Annotated in this window: 19 protein-coding genes; 14 read left to right on the forward strand and 5 right to left on the reverse strand. The window is 41.3% G+C overall.

Annotation, left to right across the window (positions count from 1 at the left end; genetic code table 11):
- Positions 1-40: 40 nt before the first annotated feature.
- The 3 genes from recQ to ACHOLT_RS13320 all read left to right on the forward strand — a co-directional run bounded on the left by recQ (position 41) and on the right by ACHOLT_RS13320 (position 4897).
- The gene (gene recQ, locus ACHOLT_RS13310; protein WP_425801454.1) at positions 41-2200 is read left to right on the forward strand and encodes a DNA helicase RecQ; all 2160 of its coding nucleotides are present in this window, start codon (positions 41-43) and stop codon (positions 2198-2200) included.
- Between the two features lie 65 nt (positions 2201-2265).
- Positions 2266-3579 (forward strand): ectonucleotide pyrophosphatase/phosphodiesterase, encoded by a 1314-nt coding sequence (locus ACHOLT_RS13315; protein ID WP_425808059.1) that lies wholly within the window; start codon positions 2266-2268, stop codon positions 3577-3579.
- Between the two features lie 64 nt (positions 3580-3643).
- The gene (locus ACHOLT_RS13320) at positions 3644-4897 is read left to right on the forward strand and encodes an MFS transporter (RefSeq protein WP_425801456.1); all 1254 of its coding nucleotides are present in this window, start codon (positions 3644-3646) and stop codon (positions 4895-4897) included.
- A gap of 539 nt (positions 4898-5436) precedes the next feature.
- On the opposite strand, the gene ACHOLT_RS13325 is transcribed toward ACHOLT_RS13320, so the two are convergent.
- The 4 genes from ACHOLT_RS13325 to ACHOLT_RS13340 all read right to left on the reverse strand — a co-directional run bounded on the left by ACHOLT_RS13325 (position 5437) and on the right by ACHOLT_RS13340 (position 7846).
- Positions 5437-5586: a hypothetical protein gene (locus ACHOLT_RS13325; protein ID WP_425801459.1), complete on the reverse strand. Its 150-nt coding sequence runs from the start codon at positions 5584-5586 to the stop codon at positions 5437-5439.
- Between the two features lie 108 nt (positions 5587-5694).
- Positions 5695-6354, reverse strand: coding sequence for a DUF3793 family protein (locus tag ACHOLT_RS13330; protein WP_425801462.1), 660 nt, complete (start codon positions 6352-6354; stop codon positions 5695-5697).
- Between the two features lie 157 nt (positions 6355-6511).
- Positions 6512-7195, reverse strand: coding sequence for a YczE/YyaS/YitT family protein (locus ACHOLT_RS13335; RefSeq protein WP_425801465.1), 684 nt, complete (start codon positions 7193-7195; stop codon positions 6512-6514).
- Between the two features lie 84 nt (positions 7196-7279).
- Positions 7280-7846 carry a hypothetical protein gene (locus ACHOLT_RS13340; RefSeq protein ID WP_425801467.1) on the reverse strand — a complete coding sequence of 189 codons (567 nt, stop codon included), beginning with the start codon at positions 7844-7846 and terminating at the stop codon, positions 7280-7282.
- Positions 7847-8039: 193 nt separating this feature from the next.
- Between ACHOLT_RS13340 and ACHOLT_RS13345 the strand changes: the two genes are divergently transcribed.
- Positions 8040-8339: an SHOCT domain-containing protein gene (locus tag ACHOLT_RS13345; RefSeq protein WP_425801469.1), complete on the forward strand. Its 300-nt coding sequence runs from the start codon at positions 8040-8042 to the stop codon at positions 8337-8339.
- A 190-nt stretch (positions 8340-8529) separates the two neighbouring features.
- The gene (locus tag ACHOLT_RS13350; RefSeq protein WP_425801471.1) at positions 8530-8832 is read left to right on the forward strand and encodes an STAS domain-containing protein; all 303 of its coding nucleotides are present in this window, start codon (positions 8530-8532) and stop codon (positions 8830-8832) included.
- An 85-nt stretch (positions 8833-8917) separates the two neighbouring features.
- Here the strand turns inward: ACHOLT_RS13350 and ACHOLT_RS13355 are convergent, their stop codons facing one another.
- A complete protein-coding gene (locus ACHOLT_RS13355) occupies positions 8918-10147 on the reverse strand; it encodes an aminopeptidase (protein WP_425801474.1) in 1230 nt (409 codons plus the stop codon).
- 244 nt (positions 10148-10391) lie between these two features.
- Here ACHOLT_RS13355 and ACHOLT_RS13360 point away from each other — a divergent pair, with 244 nt between their 5' ends.
- The 9 genes from ACHOLT_RS13360 to ACHOLT_RS13400 all read left to right on the forward strand — a co-directional run bounded on the left by ACHOLT_RS13360 (position 10392) and on the right by ACHOLT_RS13400 (position 22556).
- On the forward strand, positions 10392-12572 hold the full coding sequence (locus ACHOLT_RS13360) for a sigma 54-interacting transcriptional regulator (protein WP_425801477.1): 2181 nt from the start codon (positions 10392-10394) through the stop codon (positions 12570-12572).
- A gap of 605 nt (positions 12573-13177) precedes the next feature.
- Positions 13178-14314 (forward strand): acyl-CoA dehydrogenase, encoded by a 1137-nt coding sequence (locus tag ACHOLT_RS13365; protein ID WP_425801479.1) that lies wholly within the window; start codon positions 13178-13180, stop codon positions 14312-14314.
- Positions 14315-14332: 18 nt separating this feature from the next.
- Positions 14333-15172: a 3-hydroxybutyryl-CoA dehydrogenase gene (locus ACHOLT_RS13370; RefSeq protein ID WP_425801482.1), complete on the forward strand. Its 840-nt coding sequence runs from the start codon at positions 14333-14335 to the stop codon at positions 15170-15172.
- An 81-nt stretch (positions 15173-15253) separates the two neighbouring features.
- Complete coding sequence (locus tag ACHOLT_RS13375) at positions 15254-16402, forward strand: acyl-CoA dehydrogenase (protein WP_425801485.1); 1149 nt, start codon at positions 15254-15256, stop codon at positions 16400-16402.
- Between the two features lie 83 nt (positions 16403-16485).
- A complete protein-coding gene (locus ACHOLT_RS13380) occupies positions 16486-17259 on the forward strand; it encodes an electron transfer flavoprotein subunit beta/FixA family protein (protein WP_425801488.1) in 774 nt (257 codons plus the stop codon).
- A 34-nt stretch (positions 17260-17293) separates the two neighbouring features.
- Entirely contained in the window at positions 17294-18283 is a 990-nt protein-coding gene (locus tag ACHOLT_RS13385) for an electron transfer flavoprotein subunit alpha/FixB family protein (RefSeq protein ID WP_425801490.1), read from the forward strand.
- 152 nt (positions 18284-18435) lie between these two features.
- Complete coding sequence (locus ACHOLT_RS13390; protein ID WP_425801492.1) at positions 18436-20499, forward strand: heterodisulfide reductase-related iron-sulfur binding cluster; 2064 nt, start codon at positions 18436-18438, stop codon at positions 20497-20499.
- 59 nt (positions 20500-20558) lie between these two features.
- Positions 20559-21737 carry an acetyl-CoA C-acetyltransferase gene (locus ACHOLT_RS13395; RefSeq protein ID WP_425801494.1) on the forward strand — a complete coding sequence of 393 codons (1179 nt, stop codon included), beginning with the start codon at positions 20559-20561 and terminating at the stop codon, positions 21735-21737.
- A 36-nt stretch (positions 21738-21773) separates the two neighbouring features.
- On the forward strand, positions 21774-22556 hold the full coding sequence (locus ACHOLT_RS13400; RefSeq protein ID WP_425801496.1) for an enoyl-CoA hydratase-related protein: 783 nt from the start codon (positions 21774-21776) through the stop codon (positions 22554-22556).
- Positions 22557-22655: the final 99 nt, after the last annotated feature.

Genomic DNA, 22655 nt, shown 5'->3' on the forward strand with positions numbered 1-22655 from the left:
ATTCGTTTTGATTTACGGATTGCCCAGAAGGAGTTTTTTTATGGAAAAAGCCCTAGAAATATTGAAGCATTATTTTGGTTATAGCCAATTTAGGAGCGGGCAGAAGGAAGTCATAGCAAGCTTGCTTTCAGGAAGAGATACCTTAGCTATTATGCCGACTGGAGCCGGTAAATCCTTAGCCTATCAAATTCCTGCACTCCTTTTTAAGGGAGTAACCCTCGTTATATCACCGCTTATCTCTTTGATGAAAGACCAAGTGGATGCACTGCAAGAATTCGGCGTTCCGGCGACGTATATTAATAGTTCGCTTTCTTCGCGGGAAACCTATTCTCGGATAACCCAGGTCAAGCAAGATAAATTTAAGCTTCTCTACATTGCTCCGGAACGCTTGGAAACTGAATCTTTTCTCGCTTTACTGGAAACACTGGAAGTTTCCTTTATAGCTATTGATGAGGCCCATTGTGTTTCGCAGTGGGGTCATGATTTTCGGCCAAGCTATCTTCACATCCGTCAATTTATGGAAAGATTGACAAAACGCCCATTACTTGGGGCGTTTACCGCTACGGCAACGGAAGAGGTAAAAAAGGATATTATTAAACACTTGAGGCTTAAGAATCCTGAAGTGTTTGTTACTGGCTTTGATCGACCGAACCTAACCTTTTCCACATTGCGTGGAGAGAATAAGAAAGTCTACCTTCTGGACTTTATAAAATCTCATCACGATCAATCTGGAATCGTTTATGCTGCAACGCGAAAAGAAGTGGATGCCCTGCATACTTTTCTGCGAGGGAAAAGGATCGCTGTAAGTAGATACCATGCAGGAATGAGCGATTTGGATCGTCAAAAAAGCCAAGAAGATTTTCTTTATGATAAAACACCGCTTATTATTGCCACAAATGCCTTTGGCATGGGTATCGATAAATCGAATGTGCGTTATGTGATTCATTATAATATGCCTAAAAATATGGAAGCTTATTATCAGGAAGCAGGAAGAGGCGGCCGTGACGGCGAACCGGCTGAATGTATTCTGCTATTCTCGCCGCAGGATGTCGTACTGCAGCGTCATATGATTGAGCAAACGACATTGCAGCCTGAACGGCGCAGCAATGAACTTAAAAAACTTCAGGATATGGTGGATTATTGCCACACTACACGCTGTTTGCGCAAAACGATTCTCGAGTATTTTGGGGAAAGAAATGCTCCGGAAGAATGCGGTGCCTGTGGTAATTGTCTGGATGACCGTGAATTACTCGATATAACGATTGATGCCCAGAAGATCTTTTCCTGTATCGTTCGCATGCGCGAGCGTTTCGGGATTAATCTTATTGCTGAGGTTCTTAAAGGTTCTCGCAATAAAAAGATTCTGCAGCTTCAACTCGACCGCCTTTCGACTTATGGGATTATGAGCGATCAATCTGTTCAGGAGATCAAAGACCGCATCAATTATTTGATGACCGAAAACTACCTTCGGTTGTCAACGGGAGAATACCCTGTAGTTAAACTTGAACCTAATAGTATACCTGTTCTCAAAGGGGAAGAGAAGGTCTATCAAAAGGTATCACGCAGATTAGTTGATAAGAGCCCTGAACAACCCAATCTTTTTGAAAGACTGAGGATTCTCCGCCGCGAAATTGCTTCTCGTGAAAACTTACCCCCATATATGATCTTTTCAGATAGTACCCTTCGAGAAATGGCAGAAGTTTGCCCGATGAATCGGACCGCTTTTATTCGTATCGGCGGAGTTGGAGAAAAGAAACTCGAAAAATACAGCAAGGAATTCATGGATGAAATTCAAGCTTTCGTATTAAATCCTCAAAACTCATCAGAACCTCAAAAATCAGAAAATCAAAACGCCTTTGCTGAAGAAAACGAAGCAGTGCAAGCTCCGAATAAGCGATTAGAAAAAGTCCCAAGCCATCTGCAAACGCTCCAGCTTTTTAAAGAAGGGAAAACGATTGAGCAGATAACTCAATTACGAAAATTGTCTCTTCCAACCATTCAAGATCACCTTATTCGCTGCCAAGTCGAAGGGCATGCTCTTCCATGGAACGAATTAATTCCCGCCGGACATGAAGAACTTGTCCTTGAGGCCATCCAAAAATTGGGGTGTAATAAATTGCGTCCGCTTAAAGATGATTTACCCGATTTTATCGATTGGCTGACCATAAAGGCTGTGATCGCAAAGCATAACAGCCTTTAAACGACAGGATTCCGCAAATGCGCATGCTATAATATGGGTTAATAAAGATGAAAAGGAATGATCCCATGCGAAGAATGACCCGTAATCTTTTGGTTATTTCCTTTGACGGGCTCTCGACCTTAGATTTTGAATATCTAAAAGCTCTTCCTAATTTTCGTATATTTCTGGAAAAAGCGTCCTTTGCCCAAAGAGTATATAGCGTTTATCCAAGCCTGACCTACCCCGCTCATGTTTCAATTGTCACCGGTAAATACCCTAAAAATCACGGTATCGTCAATAATACGCTCTTTCAACCTTATCGAGAATCTCCAGACTGGTATTGGCAGAGAAAATATATCGAAGGGGATACATTATTTGATCTAGCCCTCGATAAAGGGATGAAAGTAGCGGCTTTACTCTGGCCTGTTACCGGAAAATCAAAAATAACCTATAATATGCCTGAAGTATTAGCGAATCGTCCCTGGCAAAATCAGATTATTGTGTCATTGCTCAATGGCAGCCCCTGGTATCAATGGACCATGAATAAAAAATTTGGATATTTAAGAAATGGGATCCATCAGCCAGAACTTGATAATTTTACGCATCAATCATTGCTCTATACGCTTGCTCATAAAAAAACAGATCTTACCTTAGTTCACTATACTGAGCTTGATTCAATGCGTCATTATCACGGGTTTCATTCTCCTGAAGCGCTGACAGCCTTAGAACATCACGATCAACGCTTGGGAGAAATATTATCAATACTTCAACAGCAGGAGAGCTTTGAGGAAAGCACTGTAGTTATTCTTGGGGATCACGGGAGTCTTGATGAGGATCATGTGATTAAGCTTAATATTTTACTCAAAGATCATGGATACATAGACCTTGATATGAAGGGAAGGCTAAAGGACTATCGGGCAATTGTGCAAAGCTGTGATGGATCTGCTTATGTCTATTTGAATCCCCGGCACCCAAAAGATCCCAAAGACGTTAAAAATCTTCATCTTTTACTCGAGGATTTCAAGCTTAAAACAGGGGCGCTGGAGGGGATCTATTCAAGTGCTGATGCTATTAAATGGGGAGCAGACCCTCAATGTGCATTTTTGCTCGAAGCAGCTTATGGTTATTATTTCCTTAACCTTTTTGAAGGAACAGTTATTGAAAGGATTAAACCTGAGGATATAGGTGTCCTTCATCATCGAACAATGGCAGCACATGGTTATTCACCATTTAAAAAAGACTACACGACCGTCTTTATGGCCAGTGGAGCAGGAATAAAGGAAGGTGTCAGATTAGGAGAGATCAGTTTGGTGGATGAAGGGCCGACATTAGCTCGATTGCTTGGCATTTCCTTAGAGGAAGCTGATGGACGAATTCTTGATGAAATTCTTAATCTTTAATATACTTCATCATTAATTATAATTAAAAATCCGCTTAAGATTTCTATTGAAGGGGAAGTGTTTTATGCTTAAGCTCAGTAAGCTTGAACAAAGTTGGGCCTTCTATGACTGGGGTAATTCCGCTTATAGTATGACTATAACTTCAACAATCCTTCCTCTGTACTTTAAAGCCGTTTTTACAAACGGAGGGGGAGAAGCAAGTCTTTCTACGGCATACTGGGGATATGCGAACTCACTTTCAACGTTGATTCTTGCAATTTTTGCGCCTATCCTGGGGTCAATCGCAGATTATAAAGGCTACAAGAAAAAGTTTTTCACCCTCTTTTTCGGAATGGGCGTTCTATTTACAGCATTAATGGCTTTTATTCCCGATGCTTATTGGCCGGCACTTTTAATATTCTATATTCTTAATGCCATAGGTTTTGCAGGAAGCCTTATTTTTTATGATGCTTTTCTGATCGATATTACGAGTGAAGAACGGATGGACCGCGTTTCCTCAGCAGGGTACGCCCTGGGTTATATCGGAAGTACGATTCCCTTTATCTTTTGCATGGCTATTGTCATACTCGCTCAATTCGATATAATACCGTTATCTGTGGGAAATGCGTCACGTTTATCGTTTATTCTGACAGCGATCTGGTGGGGAGCCTTTACAATTCCTTTGCTTAGGCATGTTAAGCAAATTCATGGTATTGAAGTTGAGCCTGAGCCGATAAGAAAGAGTTTTCGACGCCTTGTAAATACGGTTCAAAACATTCATCATCATAAGGCCCTGTTTCTTTTTCTGTTAGCCTATTTTTTCTATATTGACGGGGTAGATACAATTATCAAAATGGCGACTTCTTATGGGGCGGACTTGGGCATAAGTTCCACAAGTCTGCTGGTAATTCTTCTCGCTACCCAATTTATCGCTTTTCCCTTTGCTCTTATTTATGGTTGGCTTGCTGAGAAATTTCCAGGAAAGACGATGCTTTATGTGGGTATCGGTATTTATACCTTTATATGTATTTACGCTTATTTCCTGAACAGCACTTTAGATTTTTGGATTCTTGCCTTATTGGTGGGGACTTCTCAAGGAGGAATTCAAGCGCTAAGCCGTTCATACTTTGGAAAGCTAGTTCCTAAGGAAAAAGCCAATGAGTTTTTCGGCTTTTACAATATATTTGGTAAATTTGCCGCAATTATGGGGCCTTTCTTAGTCGCGATAGTTACTCAACTTACAGGGAAAACAAATAATGGTGTATTCAGTATCATTATTCTCTTTATTATTGGCGGTGCTGTGTTGTTCAAGGCACCTCAACCTATTTTGAACGAGTAAATATTGAATATAGAAAATTGTAATAAGGGGCTGTTGCAAAACCTATGGTCGTGTAGTTTCTCGCATATCCGCACCTTCGGGCGTGAATCTCCACCGGAGACTCACGTACTCAGGCGTTCCGGGACTGGTTCACTTTGCCTTCGTAGCAGCTATCTTCAGCGGCTAAGTATTCTTTGGAGATAGCCGCTTCGAGCGAAAATGTCCACCGGACACTTTCGTGCCAAACCTCTGGGCAATACCTGATGTTAGTCGCTCCTGTGCATCCTTGCACCCGAGACATCAGGCCATCCATGGCCAAGCCCTGTGGCTGCGCTAAGCTAAAGCGCGAAACCCCTTCAAACAAGTGCGATAGCTTTTACGGCTATCGGGGCTTTCGGCTACGAAAGCTTTGTTCACCTGCACGTCCCTCCACGAATCGTTCACTTCTATGTGATATAGGAGACTGGCTTAAAGTTGAGGTACGAAACTTAAGCCTTAGTCGAGTTATCCTCGAAGGGGAGAAACTACGCTTTCGGGTCTTTTGCAACAGCCCCTTATATTTAGGATTCGAGACTGGTCAGCATAATTTCCCGTATATTGGAGACAGCTCCACAACCGGGACACATATAAAAATAACCGGGGATCTGCATTTCAATGGACTCGATATCGTTATCGCTGAAATCGTTTATTTTATCTTGACTAAATTCCATAAGAGTTTGGGAATCCCAATCTATACCTCTGTAACTGAATTGACAGTATGGGCATTTATATTTCATAATTATCACCAACCCACATAATTTTTTTCAATGCGCACGTTATCATGAACCTATGCCGATTTTTTCCTGCATAAGTTTGCGTGCGGACTGATAGCGCTCATACCATTGATCTGATAATTTCTCATTGCCGTAAACCTTCCAGCCTTGCGTCTTTATATAGGGGAGAGAAGCCAGCCCCATAAATCCAAGTACGTCTTTTAAGGGATAACCCAGAAAAAGACCAATTTCATGAGGGAAATCTATGCTCCTTATTTTTTGAACTAAATGTTCAAGACATTTTTCTAAAGTAGCTGATCGAGGATAGTTTATTTTTATCAAAAAATTATTATTATACAGATTGGCAAGCCTTTCATTAAGGACATTCCGGTTGAAAAAAAGAATTTGCTTGCGTTTATTTATTTCTCGAATTTCAAGCAGCCCTATGTCTGGACGCATAATGAGCAGTTTTTTAAATTCCTCCCAGCCCCCAGGATTCTTATTGTGCCCAATATTTAAAAGCTCTGCTGGTTTTATGTTTAAGATTACAGGCCCTAAGCATTCTAATAAATAACAGAATTTTTCATTTTGTTTTAGATATCCATTGCAACCTGTGACTAACAATTGATCGTTTATATTTACCCATTTCACTAAAGTATTAAGGTAGCTGTTATTTAACCTGTTTTGAATGATTTGCGACTTTTCTGGACTTAAGAATACGGTCATACTTGCCTCCAATATTCTGTAATATGGATAGGATTCTCTTCTTTAACTATGAATATTACAAAATATGTTTTTAAATCAAGCACCAGGGAATTAATAATAAATACCCGCAGACGAACATCATCATCTGCGGGTATTGCCCTATCATATATTACATTCTCTAGGATACGAGGGACGAGGAGTGCAGCCTTTTTTGAATTGGTCGCAGTATTCGCATGGCCATTTCAACACTAACGCCAATAGTTAATGAAAAGATGAGCGTGCCTATTCCAAATGATCCGCCAAGTAAAATTCCAAGGATAACCACACTTATTTCAATTCCGGTTCTTATTTTAGCAATACGTATTCCAGTTTTCCTATGAAGTCCGAGCATTAAAGAATCTCTTGGCCCGGCACCAGTGTCAGCAAGTAAATAAACGGATGTCCCCAATCCAATGATTAAAATACCCAAGAGAAGGTAGATAACATTCGTTAGGAGACTATTAGGGGGCGGGACGATATGACTAGACAAAAATCCGTTCAATACTATACCATAATAATACATATTGATAAAGGTTCCTAAGGTAGTTTTGATTCCAAGAAAATACGATGGAATAAGAAGAGCGACTCCCACAATCATAGTTATCGTGCCCAAGCCTAAGGATGGAAGATGTCTAGCAACACCGAGATGGAAAACATCCCAAGGGGATACGCCTAAGTTTTGAGCAAGAATAGTAAGATAGTTTCCAAAGCTCCCGATAAAAAGTCCGATAAAAAAGTAAAAATAACGAATCAGTAGGATTGATAATCCTGCGGAAGAAAAATTATGTACTGCGGTCCTAAGATGGGAGAACATTGTTTTCATAGCTAAACCCCATTTACCTTTAGTGTAATAAACTGATTTAGAGCAATCTTATTTATTATAACATAGGGGAGATTCTAAAAAAATCTATATATGATATTGCTTAAGGTAATTAAGGATTTTTTCCTTTTCACGTGTTTCTGCGTGAATCAAGGGTTGCTGGTGTCCATTATTTAAACCTGCCCATTTCATATACATTGCCTGTTGATAGGTTTGTTTCAGAACAGGATCAGTATATGTTAATTGAATAACGATAAACTGTGGGTGAATTTTTCCTTCTTCCGGCGAAACTAATTGTTTATCAACTTGAATATCAAGCTGGGTTGTCATCTCACGGGGTATATCGTTAATTAATGCATACTCATCAACGTGAGCAGGTTTGACATTTAAGCTTTGATCAAAAACAAAAGTATTGCTGACAAGATTTGTGGCTGGATGTTTACCGACATTGATAAATTTGAACTCAAATGTAATATTCCTTTCAATCTCAATGATCGGAGATCCCTTAATACTGAAATAAGGGCGATCGGCTTGACGCTGTGTTTGCCAGGAAGTGATCGTTATATATGCTGTTATTAAAGAAACAATCGCAAAGATTACTGTCGAATACGTCATTATCGTTGTCGACCAATCTCGTTCATGATTTGAAGGCATATTTTTCCCTCATTCGCAACGTTTCTTTATATTTATGAAAACGCATATGTATTCATTCATATTAAGATGAACAAGCAGTTCTAAATAAAATATTACCTTATTTTCACAAAAAGTTCACATTTAATTCATAAGAAAATAAAAGTTTAAGTTTAAGATGAGAATATACAAAAAGGTTGGAGGAGGCTTGATCAGTATGTTTGGTTACTTCGGAAGGGGAATTGGTTTTCACGGTGGCTGCGGGTTGGGTGGCTATGGCGCCTATAACGGAAACTTTGGTTGGATGGGACTTGTAGGTATGGGAATGCATCTCTTATTTTGGATTTTTATTGTTTTGCTTATAGTTTTCCTTGTTCGTCATTATAGGAAATATAATAAAGGTTCATTTTTGAGATTTCATGATGGCGATGCTTTAAATATACTGCGTGAGAGATATGCTCGAGGTGAAATTGAAACAGAAGAGTATGAGAAAAAACGCGATGAACTCTTGAAATAAACTTGCTATTGACTCCACAAGATGACGTTTTAAGGCAGAATTATTTACATTAATTTTATAATATCCATACAAAACACTACAAATTTTTCGCGATATCTTTAGACTAAAGCTTTATACTTTTAAAGTAAAACCATAAGTTTTAGGGTTTAGAATAATCTGCATTAGCTAACGATGTCGAGGAGGAAATGAGATGGCATTCGATATTCGAGAAAGCGATCAGGAAATATATGTAGATGTTGGTGGAACGATCTTCGTTGAGGATGCAGCTTTATTACGTGAAAAACTCCATGATTTAGTGGATAGAGGACACAATCGGTTTGTTATTAATATGCAAAGGGCGACATATATTGATAGCTCAGGACTTGGAGTATTAGTAGCACTTCATAAAAGAGCACTTCAACAAAACGGTGGGGTTATTATTAAGGGATCACAAGGCGTAGTCAAAGAATTGTTCATCATGACCCGATTAAATAAGGTTTTTGAAATGCAATAGATTAGATGAAGAAGGTAAATTTAGAACTCCGCTTTCACATGTAAAAATGTGCGGCGGAGTTCTGCTTTTTTCTCGGAGAGATTATTTATATTACAAAATTTCCTGCTTTAAAAATAGGAATTTTTTCTCCCGTTGTTGTTATTCCTGTTATTTCTAAATCGGCTGTTCCAATCATAAAATCCTCATGAACTAAAGAATCATTGACTCCGGAATTTTCGAGTTCCTCTGAGCTTAACAAATCACCGCCCTTAAGGCAAACGGGGTAGGCCTTACCGATCGCTAAATGACAAGAGGCATTTTCATCAAAAAGAGTATTATAAAAAAGAATGTTTGAGTTCGAAATTGGAGAGCCATATGGAACAAGGGCAACTTCCCCTAAATAATGTGAACCTTCATCTGTTTCAATTAGATTCTTTAAAGCCTCATAACCTTTTTCCGCATTAAAATTAACAATATACCCGTCTTTAAAAGTCAGGTCAAATTTCTCAATTAAATTCCCGTTATAATTTAATGGCTTAGAGCTAACAACTTTACCATTTACACCTGTTCTTTTGGGTAGGGTAAATACTTCTTCGGTCGGTATATTGGCCACAAATTCAAGACCTTCAGGTGTAAATTCGGATCCCCCCAACCAAAGATGTCCTTCAGGAAGCTCAATAGTCAAATTAGTACCTAAAGCGCTTTGATAGTGCAATGATTTTAAATTTAATTGATTGAGATAATCCATTCGTTTTTTTAGATTTTCTTTATGCCGTTTCCAGGCGTCTACCGGGTCAGGTTGATCGACTCTTACTGTTTTAAAGATTGAATCCCATAATTTTTCAATTTGCTCCTCTTCATTGGCTTGAGGAAATACTTTTTTAGCCCATGAAGCTGTTGGAACAGAAATGACACACCAGACATTTTTATTGCTCATAAGACTCTCACGGTATTCCTTTAGAGCAATATTACCTGCTTTTTGAGCTTTCATAAGACGAATAGGATTAACGTCTTTCATCAATTCCGGGTCATTAGCGGCAATGCTAAGGAAGGCTGCGCCTGCCCGCATATAGCTTAAATAAAGTTCCTTTTGCCAGTTGGGGAATTCTTCGAAGACATTTTCCGGTGCGTTCATAAAGCGTATTTTTGAAAAAAGTTCATCTTTCCAGACAATGACAACATCACGAGCGCCTTCTCTATAAGCTGTTTCGGCAACGATCCGTGTGAAGTAAGCGCATTCTATAGGCGAGTTAATAATAAGAATTTGATCTTTTTGCAAATTAAGGCCAATAGTTAGAATTAAACGGGCATATTTTTCTAAATTGATTTTATTCAAATGATAAAATTCCTTTCTTGAGTGAATTTCGTAAATTAGAACCCGACGTTTAAACTATAGTGTAGTATATCATGAATGTTAATGAAACCGTATGAGCAAAGTTTAAATATTTTGTTACTTATGCAGGAGTTTACTTAATAAAACTCGAAACCATAACTCGTACTTTATATTAGGCAAATATTCTTAATATTACAAAATTCATTCCGGAAAGGATGGAGTGTATATTCACTCTTGGGCAATGAAGATGGATGGTTTTATTTCGCTTGGTTTATCCCTGCTGGAATGGCAAAAATATGTTTCGACAAATGTTCAAAGCTTGTCCGGAAAAATGCCGTTTTCTAGTGCAGTAAATTTCTTCTTGACTAATCACGTAACTCAAGCACCAGTTGTGGATGAAGACGGCCTTTTTTTGGGTATTATCAATAGCTTATCCCTTATGGAACAGCTTAATTCTCAAGTTCAAAATCCTCTAAAAAATTACTCCGGTTCACTCCTTGAGAACTTTGTTGAAAAGCCGGAAATTATTCTAAATATAGAAGATGGTTCAAAACAAAACCTTCAGCAATTGATTGAGCAAAAAATACCCTTAGCTTTTGTGATTAACCGTGAGGGAAGACTCGTTGGTGAGATCCAGCTTTGTTTCGTGGCAAAAGCTTTAGATCAGCTGCTTGAGGATCTTGAATATTTTGTGACAAGTGTAATCGAATCTGATCATAACGGAATTGTTGCGATTAATGCGCAGGGAACAGTAATTTTTTATAATAATTCAGCAGAGCAGATTTTAGGCATTCCAGCAGATAAAGTCATTGGAAATCCTGTTCAGCAGTTTTTTCCTGATTCTCTTGCTTATCAAACGTTAGTTACTGCACAGCCGCAAAGAGATGTTCACCAAATTTATGGCGATAAAAGTTTTAAAACAGATTTTCTGCCTATTGTCACACAGGATAAGGTCATAGGCGCAGTTGCTATATTTAAAGATATTACGGAGCTTAAAGCTGTTAGCGATCGCTTAAGCCATAGTGAAAGGTTGACAGCTACCTTGGAAGCCATAGTAGATAATTCTTATGAAGGAATTATCGTTATTGATGAACAAGAAAGAGTTCAAATCATCAACCAATTTTTCTTGGATATTCTGGAGCTTAAGGAAGAGGATGTCATTGGCAAGTCTGTACTTGAAGTTAGTCCTGATTCTAAATTGCCAGAAACGTTAAAGTCGGGAGAGACAAAGTTTGGAGATACGTGGCAGTATAATGGCAAAGATTATTTGATCATGCGTGCTCCTGTCGAGAAAAACGGGAAAATTATTGGTGCTTTGGGAAGAACACTGTTTAAGAATATGGAAGTTGCCAAGATGTTTGCCAAAAAGGTTATGCGCCTTGAAGATGATCTGGCTTATTATAAAAAGGAGCTGCATCGTTTTAATACTTCTCAGTATTGCTGCAAAGATATTATTGGGAATAGCCCCCGAATGCAGTCGGCTAAGACCTTGCTTAAACGCGCAGCCCTGACAAACTCGACAATCTTGCTTCTTGGAGAAAGTGGAACAGGGAAGGAAGTTTTTGCCCATTCAATTCATGAAGCAAGTCTTCGACAGGAAGGACCGTTTATTAAAATCAATTGTGCTGCCGTTCCTGAAAATCTCTTGGAATCTGAGCTGTTCGGCTATGCAGAGGGTGCGTTTACGGGAGCGCGTAAGGGAGGTAAACCCGGAAAATTTGAACTTGCGGACAAAGGGACTATTTTTCTCGATGAGATTGGAGATATGCCTTTATCAATGCAGGCTAAACTTTTAAGAACTATCCAGGAACGTGAAGTCGAGCGTCTCGGAGGGACACAGCCGATTAAGATTGATGTTCGTATTATCGCTGCAACAAACCGTGATCTTCACCAAATGGTAATAGAACATAAATTCAGGCTTGATCTTTATTATCGCCTTAATGTCGTAAGTATCGAACTTCCTCCGCTTAGGGAAAGAGGAGAGGACTTGGAACTTCTTACTGATGCTTTAATCGAACGTATAAATCATCGCTTAGGTACACTCATAGAAGGTGTATCTGAAGATTCCTTCACTTATTTACATTCTTATAATTGGCCGGGTAATATCCGCGAATTAGAAAACATCCTCGAACGGGCTATTATTATTTGCGATGAGCCTTGGATTCAACCCTGGCATCTTTCTCTACCCCTTAGGGCCGATAATACCGGTACTCAGAATATGGAAGAGTCAGGAAGACAGCTTTTAGACTCACTGACTAATGGGGAAACGCTTAAAACATTGGAAGAGGGTTTAGAAGAAGCTGAAAGGATAATGATTCATTCTGCACTTCAAAAAACTCAGGGGAATAAAATGCAGGCTGCGCGCTTGCTTGGTATTCATCGATCCGCACTTTATAAAAAGATAGCAAAGCATCGGATTATCCATTAACTTAGGAAGAATCTAAATAAATAACTGTACCCAATTAGAGACATGCGTCTTTAATTGGGTACAGTTATTTATTTTGTCTTAAAGCCACAACATATCGCAATTTTCACATTATTTAATTTGAAATAGCTGTCTAAAATACGAGACAGTTTCTTTTTAGTTATCTCCCTAAAATTATATCAAGATTTAAATAACTACAAATTATTAATATAAAAAAACTAAATATTGTGAAACTTCATTACATTTGAAATATACTAGTTATTAAAAGTACAATCGTCATTAAAACCGCATGATTTCCTGGATAGAAGATTTTGTCGTATTTTAGAATTAGTTTAAGTTTTGATAAATCAATATCTTTTATTATAATGCCAAATATATATTTTAAGGATTTTTTAAATAAATAATAATAGTCTGGCATGCAACTTGCAATAAATAACGAACAATTAAGGATTTGTTACAATTATCCGACAATTATGATTCTTCTCAATTTCTGCGTAAGGGGGAATGAGATAAAATAAGTGATTAATTTTTGGAACAATTCATGATTACTCTGAAAAGTTATGTTGTTCAAGAATTCTTCTTTAAACAAAAAGGGGATGGAATCTTTAATGTTTGCATTGAACGAAGAGCAACTTATGACAAAAAAGATGGTCCATGATTTTGTTGAAGAAGAAGTTATTCCTGAAGCAATGAACATTGATAAAACTTCAGAATTCCCTCTTAAGCTTATACACAAAATGGGCGAACTGGGTCTTATGGGAATACCTATTCCTGAAAAATATGGGGGAGCAGGCACAGATTTTATGTCCTATGTTCTTGCCATAGAAGAAATTGCCCGGGGGAGTGCTACTGCAGCAATTATACTCGAAGTACATACATCGGTAGGATCATTTCCGATTCTTTATTTCGGAACGGAAGAACAAAAACAAAAGTATCTGCCAAAACTTGCCCGCGGTGAGATGATTGGTGCTTTTGCTTTAACGGAGTCGAATGCAGGTTCTGACTCTTCGAGTATTATTACGACGGCAGAACGAAAAGGAGACCATTATGTTATTAACGGGGCTAAACGTTTTATAACAAATGCAGGGTATGCCGGCGTTTATACTGTTTTTGCAACAACAGATCGATCTAAGGGTTCTCATGGAGTCACCGCATTTTTATTGGATGCAAATACTTCTGGATTAAAAATAGGTAAGCCAGAAGAAAAAATGGGGCTTCATGGTTCAGCAACCTGTGAGCTCACCTTGGAAGATGTTCTGATTCCCGTTGAAAATCGCTTAGGTGATGACGGGCAAGGCTTTAAAATTGCGATGTCTCTCCTTGACGGAGGAAGGGTTGGAGTTGCGGCTCAGGCATTGGGCATTGGTCAAGCGGCATTCGAAGCTGCTTTAGCTTATTCTCAGGAACGAGTACAGTTTAAGCAAGCAATTATTGACTTCCAGGGGATCCAATTTATGCTTGCCGATATGGCAACTGAGCTTGAGGCAGCCCGTCTTCTTGTATATCAAGCTGCGGCTCTTCGTACGTCAGGTTTGCCCTATAGTAAAGAAGCTTCAATGGCGAAATTGTTTGCTAGTGATGTTGCTATGAAAGTAGCCACTGATGCAGTTCAAATTCTTGGCGTGTACGGGTATACCCGTGAATATAAAGTCGAGCGTTATCTCAGAGACGCGAAAATCACGCAAATCTATGAGGGAACCAATCAAATCCAGAGAATCCTTATAGCTAGACACTTAAGAAAATAAGGGGAGGAGAAAACAAAGATGAAAACAATCATGGTCATCGGAGCCGGTCAAATGGGTTCCGGAATTGCACAAGTAGCTGCACAAGCTGGCTTAAACGTCATCCTCAATGATATTAAAGAGGAATTTGTTGCAAGAGGACTCCAAGGAATTGAAAAAAATTTAACACGGAGTGTTGAGAAAGGCAGACTTAGCGCTGAGGAAAAAACAGCTGTTTTAGGCCGTTTAACCGGCAGTACTTCTTATCAAGATGCAGCTGAGGTTGATCTTGTGATTGAAGCTGCTGTAGAAAAAATGTCGATTAAAGCCGAGATTTTTAAAACCCTTGACTCTGTTTGCCCTGAGCATACCATTCTTGCAACGAATACTTCTTCATTGCCGATTACAGAGGTTGCAGCCGTAACAAAACGTCCCGATAAAGTCATAGGAATGCACTTTTTCAATCCAGTACCTGCCATGAAACTTGTTGAAGTTATCCGTGGCTTAGCTACGAGCGATGAAGTTTATGCAGAGATTGAAGAGCTTTCTCGGAAAATGGGGAAAACCCCTGTCGAAGTGAATGATGCCCCTGGCTTTGTGGCCAATCGAATCCTTATCCCCATGATTAATGAAGCGGTATGGATTCTGAATGAGGGAATTGCTAAACCGGAAGCGATCGATGAAGTTATGAAATTGGGAGCGAATCATCCCATGGGACCTTTAGCCTTAGCGGACCTTATTGGTTTGGATACCGTCCTTGCCATCTGTAATGTTCTGCATGAAGGCTTAGGCGATAAATACCGTCCTTGCCCGCTTCTTCGTAAGTATGTCAATGCGGGTTGGCTGGGGAGAAAGACGGGCCGAGGCTTCTATACCTATTAAGTTTCTAAATACTAACTCTCTAATTACATGTTTTCCCAATAATTATATAAATAAGAAATATAAAAAGTGGAGGAATGAAAGATGATTTTCGATTTAAGTGAAGACCATATCATGATGCGTAAAATGGTGCGCGATTTTGCTGAGAATGAGTGTGCAGCCGGTGCTGAAGAACGTGATGAAAAAGAAGAATTCCCCCGTGAAATTTGGAATAAGTTAGCTGAACTTGGCCTTGCCGGAATTACCTTTCCTGAAGAATACGGCGGTGTAGGCGCTGATTATATCTCTTATGCTATTGCGGTAGAAGAGCTTTCCCGTGTTGATGCTTCCGTGGGCGTAACCGTTTCCGCTCACTCCAGTTTAGGTTCCAACCCCATCAATATGTTTGGTACCCATGAACAAAAGTTAAAATACCTTACCCCGCTTGCGCAGGGAGAAAAAATGGGAGCCTTCGGTTTAACAGAGCCTATGGCAGGATCGGATGCTTCAGGCACCAAAACCACTGCAGTTCGTGTGGGTGACGAATATATCATCAATGGTTCAAAAATCTTCATTACGAATGGACATGAAGCGGATACCTATGTTGTATTTGCACAAATGGATAAGAGTAAAGGAAATAAAGGGATTGCCGCTTTCATCATGGAGAAAGGCACCCCAGGCTTCACCTTCGGTAAGAAGGAAAAGAAATTAGGAATTCGTTCCTCTGCAACATATGAGCTTGTTTTCGAAGATTGTCATATTCCGGCTGAAAACCTTCTGGGTCAAGAAGGACAAGGTTTTAAGGTTGCAATGCAGACCTTGGATTACGGCCGTATCGGGATTGCTTCTCAAGCCTTAGGTATTGCCCAAGGCGCTTATGAGCAAGCCGTTAAATATGCCAAAGAAAGAGTTCAATTCGGTCAGCCGATAGCTAACTTCCAAGAAATCCAATTCAGACTTGCCGATATGGCGACTCAAATTGAAGCCGCCCGTCTTCTTGTATATCAAGCGGCCTACGTTGCGTCGCAACATAAGATCCCTGTTTCCAAATATGCCGCTATGGCTAAACTTCATGCTTCGGAGACCGCAATGTGGGTAACCACCAAGGCTGTTCAAATTCACGGCGGTTATGGTTATACCCGTGACTATCCGGTTGAGCGTATGATGCGCGATGCTAAGATTACAGAAATTTATGAAGGAACAAGTGAAGTTCAACGTCTTGTTATTGGATCTAAAATTCTTAAAGAATTCTAATCCAGAAACAATTCATTCTTTAAACTGCTCATAATTAATAACTTGGGTAGTGAACAATCAATCGGTAACAGGAGGGTTAGCCTATGAACATTGTCGTACTTGTTAAACAAACATTTGATACAGAAGCTAAAATCGCTCTTAATGCTGAAGGAAAGATTGATCCGAATGGAATTAATCTTGTTATCAATCCTTTAGATGAATATGCTATCGAAGAGGCTCTTCGGCTGAAAGAAAAATTGGGCGGCGACGTCACGGTTGTTACTTTAGGCGGCGATCGCGCTCAAGAAGCGATTCGCACCGCTTTAGCGATGGGTGTGGATAAAGCGATTCTCGTCAATGACCCGGCTCTCGGTGAAGTCGATGAAGGAGCTGCGGCTGAAATCCTGGCCGCAGCGGTAAAAACACTGCCCTGTGACCTTCTCTTAGCTGGAGTCATGGATACCGATAAAGGCTCCGCTCAAGTCGCTGTTCGTCTCGCTGAGCAATTAGGTCTTCCTTCGATCAGCAGTATCACGAAGCTCGATGTTGCTGATGGAAAAGCGGTCGGTGTTCGTGTTATTGACGGAGGCACTGAGACTTTAGAAGTGAGTCTTCCCAGTGTAGTGACTGCGGTTCAAGGAATCAATGAACCCCGATACCCCTCGGTTGCCGGAATCATGAAAGCGAAGAAGAAACCGCTTTCGAACGTTAAGGTGGCTGATTTAGGGCTGAACGCTTCTGATCTGGTCGCTCAGATGAAGACCATGAAATTTACCTTGCCCATCCCACGTCAAGGAGGTAAAAAACTTCCGGGTGAAGCAGCTGAAGCTGCGCATGAATTAGCGCGTTTATTGCGTGAGGAAGCCAAAATCCTCTAAAAATGAGATGAACAATGGTAAAGGAGCGAGTGTTATGCCAAAAGGAATATGGATTTTTGTAGAACAATATAATGGACAAATTCGCAAAGTGTCCCTTGAACTCTTAAGTCAAGGGCGTAAAATCGCCGATCAAAGCGGTGAACCCCTAATTGCAGTCATTGCCGGTGAAGGCATCCGCGACCTCGCTGGACAAGCGGCAAGCTATGGAGCCGATCAAGTCTATCTCATGGATTCCCCTGAATTGAAACAATATACAACCGGAGCTTATACTTCAGCCTTAAACAAGCTGATTAAAGACAATGATCCGGTAGCGTTCTTGCTCGGTCATACCGCACTGACGAAAGACTTAGCCCCGCGTTTAGCGCAGCGTTTAGGCGTCGGCCTGGCTTCAGACGTTGTCGACATGGAAACGGATCCCGAAAAATTCCTCGTGTTCAAACGCCCAGTCTATACCGGAAGTGCGTATAGTTTTGTCGGAACAACCACCCGTCCCGTGCTTGCCACGATTCGTCCGAAATCCTTCGTCCCATCTGAACCGGATACTTCCCGTCAAGCCGAAGTCGTGGATGCAGCAGTGAGTGTTGATCCTGCAGACTTAAAGACGATCATCAAAGATATAGCGATTGCCGTCTCGAGCCGTCCAGCGCTTACAGAAGCTGATTTCATTGTCTCCGGCGGCCGGGGAATGAAAGCACCGGAGAACTTTAAAATTCTTGAAGAATTGGCAGACATCGTTGGCGGAGCCGTAGGAGCTTCCCGTGCAGCTGTCGATTCAGGATGGATCGATAACAAATTCCAGGTTGGACAAACCGGAAGTATGGTTGCGCCCACACTGTATATCGCCTGCGGTATCAGCGGTGCCATTCAGCACCTTGCAGGAATGGGCTCTTCAAAGTTTATTGTGGCCATCAACAAAGACCCTGACGCAAACATCTTCAATGTTGCCGATTATGGGATTGTCGGCGACTTGTTTGAAGTTGTCCCCTTGCTCACTCAAGAATTCAAGAAATTAGTCAACGAATAAGACTGTTTAATTCCCGCATGGGGAAACTTGGGAACTCACCTTTTAACTTGGTCTTTTCCGATCAAGCGGGAGTTCACCCCGGCTCCCTGCGCGGGAAGCTTTAACTTTGCATGCTTTTATCGGTTACCTTTACATGTTAAGGAGGAAACAAAATGCCTACACGTGAACTGTACTGGAACATTCACGGACATTGGTTACTTTATCCCTTGTTTTTGATCGCCGTAGGCTTTTTAGTATATGGATATTATAAACGCCTGCACCTTTGGAAGATGGGGCAGCCTGAAAACCGCTGGCAAGATATCAAAGCCGGAATTAAAGACCTTGTGGTCTATGGCTTATTTCAGAAAAGAGTGCTTAAAGATCCTTTCCCTGGAGTCATGCACGTCTTCATTTTCTGGGGCTTTGTTATTCTCGCTTTTGCAACCACGATTGTCGCGCTTCAAGCTGACTTAGGAATGAACCTTTTCCACGGCGGGTTATATGTTTTCATCAAATTATCGGCCAATCTTTTTGGCTTATTAGCAATCGTCGGTTTGCTCATGGCCATTTGGCGGCGTTACATTACGAAGCCTGACCGTCTCGATAATAAAATGGACGATGGAATCTTACTTGCCCTTATTTTAATCATCCTCGTTACCGGGTTTTTGATTCAAGCCGTTCGTATGGCTGCGAAACCTGATCCCTGGGCGATTTACGGATTTGCAGGCTATTGGATGGCCTCGATGTTCCAAGGCATGAGCCCTGAGAGCCTGGGTGCTTTCCACCGCTTCTTATGGTGGTTCCATCTTATCTTAGCCATGACCTTTATCGGGTACTTCCCGTATTCCAAACTCTCTCATGTTCTCTTAGGCTTAGCCAATCAATTCATGAGGAAACGGGGTCCGATCGGGATTCCGGAAACCATTGATTTTGAGGATGAAAGTTTAGAGACTTTCGGTAAAAGCAGACTCACCGAATTTTCTTGGAAAGCACTCTTTAACACCGATGCCTGCATCCGCTGCGGACGCTGCCAAGATAATTGCCCCGCTTACTTAAGCGGAAAGCACTTAAACCCGAAACGCATCATCCAAGACATGCGCGTCTACATGGAAGAAACGGGTGAAGCCTTGCAAAAATACGCGGCAGCCAACCCGGCTCCTGCTGTAGCTACAGAAGGCGCTGATGAAGTCGCCGCTGCTGTTGAAGCTCCGACTGAAGAAGAACTCGGTTTGCGCGCTCTGATTGGGGAAGTTATCCCCGAAGAAGATCTTTGGGCCTGCACAACCTGCCGTTCCTGTGAACAGCAATGCCCGATCTTCGTTGAGCATGTCGACAAAACCATCGATATGCGCCGCAACTTAGTTCTGATGGAATCCCGCTTCCCGAGTGAAGCGCAGCTCGCCTTCAAAAACATGGAGAATAACGGAAACCCCTGGGGGATCGGCTGGACCAGCCGTGCAGACTTCTTAACCGGAATCGGCGTTCAAACCATCGAGGAAAACCCAGAAGCTGAAATTCTCTATTGGCCGGGATGTTCCGGAGCGTATGATGCCCGCAACCAAAAAGTTTCGGCAGCCTTAGTTAAGCTCATGCAGAAGGCCAACGTCAACTTCGCGATTTTGGGCAATGAAGAGAAATGCTGCGGAGACTCCGCCCGTAAATTAGGGAATGAATATCTCTTCTATTCCTTAGCGACCGAGAATATTGAAGTCATGAACAGCCACGGTGTCAAAAAAATCGTGACCCAGTGCCCGCACTGCTTCAATATCCTGAAAAATGAATATCCGGAGTTCGGCGGGAAATATGAAGTTATCCACCATACCGAGTATTTAAATGAATTAGTCCAATCCGGACGGCTTCAATTCAACAACATCTCGGCGAATGATCAAAAAACGATCACCTACCATGATTCCTGCTATCTCGGCCGTTACAACGAAATCTACACACAACCGCGTGAACTGCTCAAAGTGGCAGGGCTTGAGGTCCGTGAGATGGCGCATAACCATGAAAAGAGCTTCTGCTGCGGAGCTGGGGGCGGCCGGATGTGGTTAGAGGAGAAAGAAGGAGAACACATCAACAACATGAGGACAGATGAGGCTCTTAGAATAGGAACAGATCTGGTAGGAACAGCCTGTCCGTTCTGTCTGACGATGATCAATGACGGCATTGCGGCAAGAGAGGCCGAAGAGAAAGTGAAGGCTCTCGATATTGCTGAAATTCTTGCTTCTAAGATTTGATGTTCTCTTAAATTTATATGAGTTAATAATGGATTAGAGCAAAGTGAGGTTAAAGGAATATGAAGGATGTAGTTATAGTTAGTGCTGTCCGTACACCAGTAGGTGCTTTCGGCGGAAAAGTAGGTCAACTAAAAGGTGAACAGTTGGGTACAATCGCAATTAAAGAAGCTGTAAAACGTGCCAATATTCAACCAGACCAAGTGGATGAAGTTATTATGGGTAATGTCCTAAGTGCCGGTATGGGTCAAAATCCGGCTCGTCAAGCAGCCATTCACGCTGGACTTCCTATTGAAGTACCGGCCTGGACTGTGAGCAAGGTTTGTGGTTCCGGACTAAAAGCTGTTGTATGTGCGGCTCAAGCGATTATTTCAGGAGATGCAGATGTAATTGTTGCCGGTGGAATGGAGAGCATGTCTGCTTCAGCCTTTGCTTTACCCAAAGCGCGTACCGGCTATCGCATGGGTAATGATATTTTAGTGGATACCATGATTGTTGATGGATTAACAGACGCATTCCATAATATCCACATGGGTATGACCGCGGAAAATATTTCTGAGAAATTCGGTATTACACGTGAACAGCAAGATGAGCTTGCCCTGCGCAGCCAGCAACGTGCGGAAGCTGCAATTAAGGCAGGAAAATTTGAAGAAGAAATTGTTCCGCTTGAAATTCCTCAACGTAAAGGCGATCCAATTGTTGTAAGTCAAGATGAATTCCCTCGTTTTGGCACCACAAGGGAAGCATTGGCTAAGTTGCGTCCAGCTTTTAAAAAGGATGGTACGGTAACGGCCGGTAATGCCTCTGGGATTAATGATGGCGCTGCTGCTTTCGTCGTTATGTCCAAAGAAAAAGCGGAAGAATTAGGCTTACCTATTCTGGCTAAAATCACTTCATGGGCATCTGCAGGCGTAGATCCTTTAATTATGGGTACAGGGCCTATCCCAGCTTCTCGTAAGGCTTTAGAAAAGGCAGGACTCCAGATCGAGGATATTGATTTAGTTGAAGCTAATGAGGCGTTTGCGGCTCAAGCTCAGGAAGTTACCAATGAACTTCATCTTGATATTAATAAGACCAATGTCAACGGTGGAGCAATTGCAATTGGTCACCCCATCGGTGCATCAGGTGCACGTATCCTTGTTACCTTGCTTTATGAAATGAAAAGGCGCGAAGCAAAGCGCGGTCTAGCGACACTCTGCATCGGCGGCGGTCAGGGGATTGCCATGGTTGTTGAAAGATAGTAAAACGTAAAGTTTAAATAGAGGAGGCAGATCGGATTGGCATATGAAAATCTAATTCTTGAACATCAAGATTATATTGCAATCGTAAAGATCAATCGTCCTAAAGCGCTCAATGCTTTAAATAGTGCAACTTTACAAGAACTATCTCAAGTTTTTACAGAAATTGCTCAAGATAAAAATGTTCGAGTTGTACTTCTAACCGGAAATGGAGAAAAATCCTTTGTGGCCGGCGCTGATATTGCAGAAATGAGTAAGCTAAATCCGATGCAAGCGCAAAAGTTTAGCCAGTTAGGACATCGTCTCATGAACCAAATAGAAAATCTGCCGCAGCCCGTTATTGCTGTCGTTAATGGATTTGCACTGGGCGGGGGAACAGAATTGGCTTTGGCTTGCGACATTCGTATTGCTGGAGAAAAAGCAAAATTTGGTCAACCTGAAGTTGGTTTAGGACTTCTTGCTGGATTTGGCGGAACTCAACGTTTGCCTCGTTTGGTCGGAAGTGGCCGCGCTAGTGAAATTCTCTTTACTGCAGATACCCTTGATGCTCAAGAAGCCTATCGAATTGGGCTTGTAAACAGGGTCTATCCTCAAGAAGATCTAATGAACCAAGCCGTCTCCCTTGCGAACAAAATCGCATCACGAGCTCCAATGGGTGTACAATTATCAAAAAGTGCGATTCATGTTGGGCAAAATATTGACATCGTTAGCGGACAGGCTTATGAATCAGCAGTCTTTGGTGAGATTTTTAGCAGTGAAGACCAAAAAGAAGGCTGTCGTGCTTTCCTTGAGAAAAGTAAATATGAGTACAAAGGCGTTTAACCAGCCCAGTACTCTCTTTAGCACTAATTAAAAGTTCAAAACAAATAATTTCGTAATTTCATAAAAAGAAGGAGCAGTGAGTAAGTATTTACTTCTCAT

It is taken from the genome of Desulfitobacterium nosdiversum (assembly GCF_049860565.1).
GTDB classification, from domain to species: Bacteria; Bacillota; Desulfitobacteriia; order Desulfitobacteriales; family Desulfitobacteriaceae; genus Desulfitobacterium_A; species Desulfitobacterium_A nosdiversum.